General features: G+C 72.2%; 3 protein-coding genes. 2 read left to right on the forward strand and 1 reads right to left on the reverse strand.

Features of this window, described 5'->3' with window-relative positions:
• Positions 1 to 1,479 (forward strand): hypothetical protein (locus tag HO151_RS03365; RefSeq protein WP_217422820.1); only part of this gene is annotated, 1,479 nt, incomplete at its 5' end.
• A gap of 54 nt (positions 1,480 to 1,533) precedes the next feature.
• Here HO151_RS03365 and HO151_RS03370 read toward each other — a convergent pair.
• Positions 1,534 to 2,103, reverse strand: coding sequence for a response regulator transcription factor (locus HO151_RS03370; protein WP_217422821.1), 570 nt, complete (start codon positions 2,101 to 2,103; stop codon positions 1,534 to 1,536).
• A 542-nt stretch (positions 2,104 to 2,645) separates the two neighbouring features.
• Between HO151_RS03370 and HO151_RS03375 the strand changes: the two genes are divergently transcribed.
• On the forward strand, positions 2,646 to 3,548 hold the full coding sequence (locus tag HO151_RS03375) for a hypothetical protein (RefSeq protein ID WP_173894620.1): 903 nt from the start codon (positions 2,646 to 2,648) through the stop codon (positions 3,546 to 3,548).
• The last annotated feature ends 79 nt before the right edge of the window (positions 3,549 to 3,627 follow it).

Below are 3,627 nucleotides of genomic sequence, written 5' to 3' on the forward strand. Positions count from 1 at the left end.
GCGCGGATCCCCGAGGAGGAGGAGCTGTACCGGGGCATGCCCCTGCTGGTACCGGGGCTGGAGACCCTGAGGACGCCGCGCTTCATGAACACCGAGGGCGCCGGCCAGGAGGACCACGTCATGGCCGCCTTCCCCCACACCATCCGGCACGGCATCTACCGCGACATCGTCCTGGAGATGGCCGAGGTGCTCGCGCGGCACGCACGGGTCGGCGTGGCGGGAGCCAGGCCTAGGGACGTCACCGACCTGATCGACACCTATCTGATGGACCTCGCCTCCATCGCGGTCACCAACGACCACCGGGCGAGAGCGATCACGGACCCGAACTACACGGCGAGGGCCTACAACGCCTACAAGGCCCAGCTGGCCGAGCGCCTCGCCCAGGACAGTCCCGTCCGTGCCCTGCTGCCCGCCGACAAGGGAAGGTTCGGCGTCCTCGGGGACTTCGCCCAGCTCGCGGCGAGCGTCGGCACCAACAACCGCGGCGACAGCATCCAGCGGCCCGAACCCGCCGCCCCGGACCGGACCGACGGCACCACGGGGACCGGTGGCACCACACGGACCGGCACCACGGGCGAGGCACGCCCCAGGCTGCCCCAGGGCGACACGGGGACCGGCACCGACGGCACGACACCGTCCACAGCGCCGGAACCGGTCCTCACCCCCTTCACGTCGGGGAACTTCGAGTTCACCAACCTCAAGCACACGGACGAGGGGTACCGGGACAAGGCGGTCCGCATCATCGAGCTGCTGCGCAGGCACGACACGATCCGTGACTACGTCGGCGGCCGCCCCGTACGGATCACCCTGCACGTGCGAACCACGGAGACCCCGGCCGACGTGACGGACCGCGGTGACGCGGGTGTCGAGATCAACCTGGCGAGCTACTACTTCGAGAAGTACGACATCGGCTACATCATGGGCATGCTCGCCCACGAGATCGGTCTGCATCCGCTGGCCTCCCGGAACCGGGAGATCCCCGACGAGGAGGCCATGTTCCGCGGCATCCCGCTGCCGGTGCCCGGTCTGGCCGACCTCAGGACGCCGCGCACCATGAACACCGACGGCGCCGGTCAGGCGGACCACATCATGGCGGCCTTCCCCAGCAGCACACGGCACCGCATCCACCGCGACATCGTCCTGAAGATGGCCGACATGCTGGCCGAGGCGGCGCGGGCCGGCGTGGAGGGCGCCAGGTCCAAGGACGTCACGGACCTCATCGACTGCTACCTGATGGACCTGGCCTCGATCGCGATCACCAGTGACTACCGGATGAACGCGGCCAAGGAGCCCGGCAACACCGCCAAGGTCTACAACGCCTACAAGGCCCTGTTCGCCCAGCACCTGGCGCAGGACAGTCCCGTCCGTGCCCTGCTGCCCGCCGACAAGGGGCTGTTCGGCGTGGTGCGGGACTTCGCCGCGCTCGGTACCAGTCTCGCGGCCAACAACCGCGGCGACAGCATCCAGCAGGGACTCTGACCGGCGCGGGCTACGGCTCCCCGGTGACGACCGGTGTTCTCCGGTGACGGCCGGTCAGATCAGGCCGGCCCGTATCGCGTACGAGACGGCGTGGGCGCGGCTGCGGGTCCGGGTGCGCTTCATCGCGCCGTACAGGATGTAGCGCACCGTGCGTTCGGAGTAGGAGAGCTCCGCCGCGATCTCGTCCAGCTGCCGGCCCTCCGCGATCAGGCGCAACACGTCCACCTCGCGCGAGTTCAGCTCGGCTCCGGTCCCGCTTCCGCTTCCGGTTCCGGCCACCGCTCGCACGGAGCGGGCGAAGACGTCCGGGCTGCAGAGGTCCCACCACACGACGGCCCGGACGCCCCGCTTGCGCGCCGCCGTCATGTCGGCCCGCCACTGCCTGCCCGTCACCAGGAGGAAACGCGCGCCGGGTTCGTCGCACAGCCGGGGGAGCAGGTCCAGGGCGGAGGCGTCCGGTACGTCGAGGGCGACCACGATCACATCGGCCTCCCGGATCCTGTCCGGCGGCACCTCGCGCAGCCGCGGGTCCAGCGCGACGAAGCCGGCCAGCCCGGCCCGGACCAGGGGAGCGGGCGCGTGGATCGCCACGCGCACGGTCTCGGTGACCACCTGATGAGGCATGCGCCCTCCCGTCTCGCACCTGCGGTCGCCCACGCGGAATGTGATGGCCCACGCGGAATGCGGCTGCCGACGCCGAATGCGTCCCTCGGCAAGGAATGTGATCTTCCGTGTGGTTCAGGGGCCGATGGTGCCACCCGCGAAAGACGATCTTCCGTGCCGGAGGTCCCCCCTCCCACAACCGAGGGAAACCTGGCGCGAGCGCCGGGCGCGCCGAAGTCCCTGTACGGACCGGCAAGGTTCGCCGTGACGGCTTCACTCCGGGCCGTCACCGCACGACGATGGGGTGGAAGCGTGTTCTGACGCCCCCGGTGTGCCGGAGCGTGCGTCGGGCCGAACCGCTGGTGGACCGTCCCGGCGGGTGGCGGCGCAGAGCCCCCGGACCTGACCGGCGTACCGCGGGAGTGGAGCGCGTGCGCCCGGCCGCCGCGGTCCCCACCGACGGTCCGGCGCGACCGGGGAACAGTGCCGACCCGTCCGCGGGACGCCGGGATGCCTGCGCCCCGCGACCCTTCCTGGCAACTTCTAGCAACAGAGGCAGTCGCATGATCGCGTCCCTTGTCCTGTCCGTGGTGCTCGGCCTGGTGCTGCTCGGGGCCACTGCCGCGCTGATCCGGCGCAAGCGTGGCAACCTCACCTCCGGACAGGCCCGTACCGCCGGGCCCGGCGCCGGCCGGAAGGCGCTGGAGTCGGTCGCCCTGGGCCTGCAGGCCGTGGCCGGGGGGCGCGTGTCCGGCGGGCGTCCGCTGCCCGACGTGTACACCGTCGTCCACTCGGGACGGCGGCTGACCCTGCAGCTCGCGCAGGCCGACCTCGCCGCCCCCTCGCCCTGGACACCGGACGTCTCCGGCAAGGAGTGGTCGCTCGACCCGGCGGACCTGCGCCGGACCGGCGCCACGGGCGACCGCCCCGCGCATCCGTACTCCCTGACCGTCACCCTCGGCCTCCACCGGGGCGACAGGGTGCTGGTCGACCTCGCGCAGCTGCCGGGGACGATCGCCCTGACGGGTGACGACGACGAGGTGCTGCGCCTGGCCCAGGCCCTCATCACCGAGATCGTCTCGGGACCGGTCGGGCACCTCGCCACGGTCGTCCTGGTGGGTTCGGCGACCTCCCCTCCGGTGACCGAAGGACTGGAGGTCCGCTCGCCCCGCCTGCGCACCGCGGCCGACCGCGAGGAGGCGCTGGCCCACGAGGGAGGCACGCCGCCCGGAACCGTACCGTCGGCGTCGGCTCCGGGAACGTACGCCCGCAGGCTCTTCGTGGTCACCGCCGCACAGTTCCGCGACGAGAGATGGGCGGACGCCCCGCTGCGCCCGACCGACGCCCTCCTGGTGCTCGGCTACATCACCGACGCGGCCTGGCACATCGGGGTGAACACCGACGGTTCCCTGGACACCGGCCGGCTCGGCGTGCTCATCGACACGCACACCGCCCGCCTCTCCTGACCCCGCCGGTGCGCGGCGTCGCGCACCCACGGCGTCGCGCACCCACCGGCGTCACCGCCCGCGCGGCACCGCCCGGCCG

Source organism: Streptomyces sp. 8P21H-1, from assembly GCF_013302945.1.

Coding starts and splice junctions, on each gene's coding strand:
- HO151_RS03370 (WP_217422821.1), bottom strand. CDS start 2,103: ATGCCTCATCAGGTGGTCACCGAGACCGTGCGCGTGGCGATCCACGCG.
- HO151_RS03375 (WP_173894620.1), top strand. CDS start 2,646: ATGATCGCGTCCCTTGTCCTGTCCGTGGTGCTCGGCCTGGTGCTGCTC.